Annotated in this window: 7 protein-coding genes; 3 read left to right on the top strand and 4 right to left on the bottom strand. The window is 72.9% G+C overall.

What is annotated here, in order from left to right; genetic code table 11:
* The coding region (locus ABZ371_RS27305; protein WP_358684333.1) for a winged helix-turn-helix domain-containing protein at positions 1-434 on the bottom strand (434 nt) is incomplete at its 3' end.
* Between ABZ371_RS27305 and ABZ371_RS27310 the strand changes: the two genes are divergently transcribed.
* Both ABZ371_RS27310 and ABZ371_RS27315 read left to right on the top strand, forming a co-directional pair.
* Positions 433-1,461, top strand: coding sequence for a DMT family transporter (locus ABZ371_RS27310; RefSeq protein WP_358684335.1), 1,029 nt, complete (start codon positions 433-435; stop codon positions 1,459-1,461). The two genes, ABZ371_RS27305 and ABZ371_RS27310, sit on opposite strands and share 2 nt — an antisense overlap.
* 44 nt (positions 1,462-1,505) lie before the next feature.
* Complete coding sequence (locus tag ABZ371_RS27315) at positions 1,506-1,706, top strand: DUF1918 domain-containing protein (RefSeq protein WP_358684337.1); 201 nt, start codon at positions 1,506-1,508, stop codon at positions 1,704-1,706.
* A gap of 46 nt (positions 1,707-1,752) precedes the next feature.
* Here ABZ371_RS27315 and ABZ371_RS27320 read toward each other — a convergent pair whose 3' ends face one another.
* The gene (locus ABZ371_RS27320; protein ID WP_358684339.1) at positions 1,753-3,006 is read right to left on the bottom strand and encodes a family 10 glycosylhydrolase; all 1,254 of its coding nucleotides are present in this window, start codon (positions 3,004-3,006) and stop codon (positions 1,753-1,755) included.
* 226 nt (positions 3,007-3,232) lie between these two features.
* Here ABZ371_RS27320 and ABZ371_RS27325 point away from each other — a divergent pair, with 226 nt between their 5' ends.
* Positions 3,233-4,093, top strand: coding sequence for a 3-hydroxybutyryl-CoA dehydrogenase (locus ABZ371_RS27325; RefSeq protein WP_358684341.1), 861 nt, complete (start codon positions 3,233-3,235; stop codon positions 4,091-4,093).
* A 66-nt stretch (positions 4,094-4,159) separates the two neighbouring features.
* On the opposite strand, the gene ABZ371_RS27330 is transcribed toward ABZ371_RS27325, so the two are convergent.
* Both ABZ371_RS27330 and ABZ371_RS27335 read right to left on the bottom strand, forming a co-directional pair.
* A complete protein-coding gene (locus ABZ371_RS27330) occupies positions 4,160-4,690 on the bottom strand; it encodes an NUDIX domain-containing protein (protein ID WP_358684343.1) in 531 nt (176 codons plus the stop codon).
* 87 nt (positions 4,691-4,777) lie between these two features.
* Positions 4,778-6,118, bottom strand: a complete 1,341-nt coding sequence (locus ABZ371_RS27335) for a transcriptional regulator (RefSeq protein ID WP_358684345.1) — start codon at positions 6,116-6,118, stop codon at positions 4,778-4,780.
* Between the last annotated feature and the right edge of the window lie 387 nt (positions 6,119-6,505).

Raw genomic sequence — 6,505 nt, forward strand, 5'->3', positions numbered from 1 at the left:
GGGCGGCGGCCCGCGCGGGCGAGGGCCGCCGCCATGGCGCGTTCCGGCTGGAGCGAGGTGTGCAGATAGCCGCCGTTGCACTCGATGACGCCCGGCGGCGGGGCGGCGAGCGTGACCAGGACCCCCGAGGCGTCGACCGTCCGGGGCACGGCCTCGGGTCCGCCGTCACCGCTCAGGGAGACCTCCTGCCAGGACGTGTCGCCCGGCACGGGGGCGGCGGTGCGCGGCTCGGCCCGGAAGGCCCCCGCACCCGGCCGGGTGACGACGAGCCCTTCGGCGGCCAGTTGCGCGACGGCCCGGGAGACGGTCACCGGACTGACTCCGAAGCGCTGCACCAGCGCCCTGCTGGACGGCAGCTTCCCACCGGGTGAGTAGCGGTTCAGCTCGCCCCTCAACCGTACGACCAGATCGGAGGCACTGCTACTCTCTCGCATGACAGCACAGGATAGCGCTACTGGACGCAAGCCGATAGCGGTCGCCGCCGCATCCCCGGCCCACGGGACCGCGCGCGGCGGTGTACTGCTCGCCGGGCTGGGCGTGGTCGCCTTCTCCCTCACCTTCCCGTCCACGGTCTGGGGGCTGGAGAGCTTCGGCCCCTGGTCCCTGGTCGCCCTGCGCAGCCTGCTCGCCGCACTGATCGCGCTCTGCGCGCTGCTGGCGGGCCGGGTGCCGCTGCCGGAGCGCCGGCACTGGGGTGGCCTGGCGGTCGTCGCGGGCGGTGTCGTGGTGGGGTTCCCGCTGCTGACCACCCTGGCCCTGCAGACGTCCACCAGCTCGCACGCGGCGGTGGTGGTGGGTCTGCTGCCGCTGACGACCGCCCTGTTCGCGGCGCTGCGCACCGGCTCACGCCCGCCGCGCGCCTTCTGGATCGCGGCGCTGGCGGGAGCCGCCGTGGTCATCGTCTTCACGGTCCAGCAGAGCGGCGGAGCGCTCTCGGGCGGCGACCTGTACCTGTTCGGGGCCCTGCTGGTCTGCGCGGCCGGGTACACGGAGGGCGGGCGGCTGGCGCGGATCATGCCGGGCTGGCAGGTGATCGGCTGGGCCCTCGTCCTCTGCCTGCCGCTCGCGGTGGCCGGGGCGGCATTGGCCCTGCCCTCCGAGCCGGTGCACCTCACGGCGCACGGGGTGACCGGGCTGGTCTGGGTGGCGGCCGGATCGACCTTCCTCGGCCTGTACGTCTGGTACCGGGGCATGGCCGAGATCGGCGTGCCGCGTGCCAGTCAGCTGCAGCTGGCACAGCCGCTGCTCACCCTGGTCTGGTCCTTCCTGGCACTCGGCGAGGAGGTCTCCGCCGCCGCACCGCTGGCGGCGGTGGCCGTCCTGTTCTGCATCGCCGTCACCCAGCGGGCGGGCCGGCGCACGGCGGGCGGTGCGGCCTCCCGTGCGGGAGACGGAGGAGCGGCCCGTACGGGAGACGGAGCACCGGCCCGTACGGGAGGCGGGGACGGCCGACAGTCATAGACTTGTCGACATACATACCGCCACCCGCGAGGAGGTCACTCCCGATGGAGGCACACACGGGCGACAGGCTGCTGACGCACGGCAGGACCGTGGGACAGCACGACCAGGTCGCAGAGATCGTCGAGGTGCTCGGTGACGGAGGCGGCCCGCCCTACCGTCTGCGCTTCGAGGACGGACACGAGTCGATCAGGTCCCCCGGCCCCGACAGCGTCGTCCAGCACGGCACCGAGGACAGCGGCCGGTAGGACCCGGAAGCGCCGGCCGCCCCCGGGTCCGGGCGCGCCCGTCCGCTCAGCGCGGGGCGCGTGCCCGCGCCTGGTAGTGGTCGGCCACCACACGGGCCATCGCCCCGACCGGGTCGGCCTTCACATGCCTCGCGGAGAAGAACAGGTGACCACCCACCTCCGGATGGTCCGCGGCGAGCGTGAGGTGGCGGGAGAGTTCAGCCGGATCCTGCCAGGCGGCCGACTGGGCGGGGTCACCCGCCTTGTACAGCGCCTCCCCGACGTACAGGCCGACCCCGGTGCCGCGGACGGTCTGTGCCCACCAGGGCACCAGCTTCGCGTAGTCCGCCGCCGCGAGGCCGATCTCCCAGTAGATCTGGGGTGCGATGTAGTCGATCCACCCCTCCTTCACCCACTTCCTGGTGTCGGCGTGGAGGTCGTCGTACGTCTGCACGCCCGCGCTCGTGTCGGAGCCCAGCGGGTCGGTCGCCTTGTTGCGCCACACGCCCGAGGGACTGATCCCGAACCGGACACCGCTCCTGGTCTCCTTGATCCGTGCGGAGGTCTCACGCACCAGCCGGTCGATGTTGTCGCGCCGCCAGGCCGCCCGGTCCGCGAAGCCGCCGCCGTGCCGTGCGAACGTGTCGTCGTCGTCGAACTCCTCGCCCGCCACCGGATAGGGGTAGAAGTAGTCGTCCCAGTGGACCGCGTCGACGGCGTACCGGCTCACCGCGTCGAGCATCGCGTCCTGCACGAACTCCCTCACCTCGGGCAGGCCCGGGTCGTAGTAGAGCTTGCCGCCGTAGGGGACGACCCAGTCCGGGTGCACCCGCGCCGGGTGGTCGGCGACGAGCCGGGAGGGGTCGGTGTGGTTCGCCACCCGGTACGGGTTGAACCAGGCGTGCAGCTCCAGCCCGCGGGCGTGCGCCTCGACGACCGCGGTGCCGAGCGGGTCCCAGCCCGGATCCTTGCCCTGGACCCCCGTGAGGCACTGGGCCCACGGCTCGTAGGGGGACGGCCAGAGCGCGTCGGCGGTCGGCCGGACCTGGAGGACGACGGCGTTCAGTCTGCGGTCGACCGCACGGTCCAGGTGGCCGGTCAGCTCCGCCTGCTGGGCGGCGGCCGTCAGACCGGACCGCGAGGGCCAGTCCACGTTGGCGACGGTGGAGATCCACATCCCGCGCATCCCGCCCTCCGAGGCCCTGCGGCGCCCGGGGACGGCACCCGCACCCGGCACGGGCACCGCGGCACCCGGCCGGGGCGCCGCGACGGCGTCACCCGCCGTCATCAGGGCGGCGAGCATCCCCGCCGCGCTCATCACAAAAGACCTTCGGCCACTGAGCCGCATCGATCGCGCCTTTCGTCTCTCTGTGTCCTCATGTGTCGCTCCGGCTGCCGTGACGCAGGTCATGCCCCGCCTCCCGCTCCGCGACCCGCAGGCCACGGGTGCCGCGTCCCGGAGTAACGTCGTGGGGTCGAGGCGGTCCCCGGAATCAGACGGATACTGCCGCACGAGGATCAGCGAAAGGCACGAGGTGACGGACTCTATGGCCGACATTGCACGCGTCGGAGTGGTGGGCTGTGGCCAAATGGGCGCAGGCATCGCGGAGGTGTGCGCCCGCAGCGGCCTCGAGGTCATGGTGGCGGAGACCACCGGCGAGGCGCTGGAGATAGGGCGTACCCGCCTGCACAACTCCCTCTCGAAGGCCGCCGAACGCGGCAAGATCACCGAGGAGGAGCGCGACGAGACGCTCGGCCGCCTCAGCTTCACGACCGACCTCGGCGAGTTCGCCGACCGTGACCTCGTCATCGAGGCCGTCGTGGAGAACGAGCAGGTCAAGACCGAGATCTTCCAGGTACTCGACCAGGTGGTGACACGGCCGGACGCCATCCTCGCCTCGAACACCTCCTCCATCCCGCTGGTGAAGCTGGCGGTGGCGACCTCCCGGCCCGACCAGGTCATCGGCATCCACTTCTTCAACCCGGCTCCGGTCCAGAAGCTCGTCGAGCTGATCCCCGCGCTGACGACCTCGGACGCGACGATCAAGCGCGCCGAGGCGGTGGTGCAGGACGTCCTCGGCAAGCACGCCATCCGCGCCCAGGACCGGTCCGGTTTCGTGGTCAACGCCCTGCTGATCCCGTACCTCCTCTCCGCGATCCGCATGTTCGAGTCGGGCATCGCCAGCCGCGAGGACATCGACAACGGCATGGAGATGGGCTGCGCCCACCCGATGGGCCCGCTCAAGCTCGCGGACCTGATCGGTCTGGACACGGTGGCCTCGGTCGCCGACTCGATGTACGCGGAGTACAAGGAGCCCCTGTACGCCGCTCCCCCGCTGCTCCAGCGCATGGTCGACGCGGGCCGGCTGGGCCGCAAGACGGGGTCGGGGTTCTACCCGTACGACTGAGTTCGCGGTGTTCCGCCGAGGGCCGGTCCGCGAACGCAGGGCCGGCTCCCGGCACCCGTACCGCCCTCAGCCGAGCCGCAGGTGATGGAGCATCAGCAGGCCGGCGGCCATGGCCGCCGCCGGTATCTGCCCCCGCGCGATCATGTCGGGGACGAGCTCGAGCGGGACCCACTCGCGGCGCGAGGACTCGAAGTCGTCCACCGGGCGGCCGGTGTACGTGGCCTCCCGCGCCCAGAAGAGGTGGTGGCGGGAGTCGGTGAGGCCGCCGGCCGGCTCGGCCGTGATCAGCGGGCTCAGCTCGCCGGGCCGCCAGCCCGTCTCCTCCTCCATCTCCCGGGCCGCCGCGGCGGCGACGTCCTCACCGTCCTCCACCACGCCCGCCGCGAGCTCCCAGCCCCAGCTGTCGGTGATGAAGCGGTGCCGCCACAGCAGGAGAACCTCGTTCGCCTCGTTGACGACCGTCGCCGCGGCGACCGGCCGGAGCCGGATGACGAAGTGGTCGAGATGACGGCCGTCGGGGAGGACGACATCCGCCAGGTTGACCCGGAACCAGGGATTCGCGTACACAGCCTGTTCGTTTACGTTCGCCCATTGCACAGTGTTGCCACCTTCCGACTGGTTGATGACAACATCGGAGCAGGGGCCGGACCGCAGGGGAACGGGCCCGGGCGGCTCGGGCGAGGCTCACAGGGGCACGCGCAGCGCCCCGTCGATCAGGCCGGCCGTCGCCTCCGCGTCGGCGCAGCCGCTCGCGGCCAGGAGTTCGCGCACCGAGCGCAGCCGGTCGCGGACCCGCTGGGACTCCATGCCGCGGGCGTGTTCCGCCATGTCGGAGGCCGTGCCGGCCGCCTTGTCCGCCTCTCCTTGCAGCAGTTCCAGATGGCAGAGCATGGCCAGCCGGTGCACTCTGCCGCGGTCGTGCGCCGGGGAGCGTACGGCCGCCGCGGCGTGCTCCCGGGCCCCGGCCAGATCCCCGAGACCGAGCAGCGCCTCGGCGACCTGGACGTCGACGAGGCCCGGCTGGACGTATCCGGTCTCGTCCGGCTCGCGCCCGGGACGGACGCGGCCGGCCTCGGTCTCCGCCCGGCGGATGCGCTCCAGGGCGCTCGGCCGGTCACCGAGCCGCGCGTAGGCCTTGGCCTGCATGGCGTACAGGTCGGCGGCCAGGGCCGGGGTGAGGTGCGGGCCGGCGGCCCGCAGCGCCGCCTCGGCGAAGGCGACGGACCCGCGGTGGTCGGCCAGGAACAGCGACTGGTTGACCAGCAGTGCGATCACGTAGGCGCCGAGGCCCCGATCGCCGCTGGCCTTGGCGAGACGCAGGGCCTGGTGGAAGTAGCGCTGCGCGAGTCCGTGCGCGTCGGAGTCGTAGGCGCAGATCCCGGCGACGGCCACCAGACCGCCGGCCGCGCGGTGCAGCCGGCGTCCCAGCGCGTCGCCGTACCCGCCCCGGAGCAGCGGCGCCGTCCGAGCGTTGAGGAAGCCGACGACGCGGGGCCTGGTCGCGATGCCCCCCGCCTTGCGGTACATCTGTTCGTAGTGGGACCGTGCCGCCCGGAGCATCGCCATGTCGGCCGGCCCCACCCGGGAGGGCCCCGGTCGTGAGACGTCGGCGTCCTCGGGCGGGTTCTCCCACTCCCACACGGGCATCACGGCGGGCGTCCCCGTGACGGCCGCGGCGGTGGAGAGGTGGGCGCGCCGCTGTTCGTCGGAGCGCCACAGTGCGGTGGCGTGCTCGACGAATCCGCAGAGCGGTGGGCCGTGCGTCGCCGCGGGGGCTCCCGAGACGCCCATGCCGATGTCGTCGAGCGTGACGGACCTGTCCAGCCTGGCGCTCAGGACCTCGCAGACCAGGTCCGGCACCTGCCCGCGAGGGCGCTGGCCCTTGAGCCACCGCGAGACCGCGGTGTGCTCGTACCTCAGGCGCAGACCGCGGGCACGGCCGGCCTGGTTGACGTGAGCGGCGAGCCCCGCACGGGACACACCCGCCTCGTCGATCAGGGATTCGAGCAGGACGTTGGGCTCCATCGCCCCCCCATGTGCGTGTCGCGACGAGCTTAGTCCAGCACGGTTCACACGGGGTGTGAACGCGATGCCCGGATCATGCCGCTGCGTGCTCTGCCGCGAGAGGGCACGGGCCGCTTGAATGAGTGCCTCGCAAGAAGCGGCCGGGTCGTCGGCTCCCCCTCGTACAGCTCGACGACCCGCCCGCGCCGTCCCACCCGCCGACCTGCCCGGCACTCCGTGGCGGGAGGGACGGCGCCGGATCGCACGACCTACTGCCTCGACGACAGGAGGGTCCGCGTGCGGTCCCCGTGGCCGCCCGGCGAGAGAAGAAGGGGCGTATCCGGTGACCGGCCGCAAGGCGGCCCGCGACGACGCACGGGTGAGCGGCGCGCTCGACGCGATGCTGGC

The organism is Streptomyces sp. NPDC005899, from assembly GCF_040629645.1.
Taxonomy (GTDB): domain Bacteria; phylum Actinomycetota; class Actinomycetes; order Streptomycetales; family Streptomycetaceae; genus Streptomyces.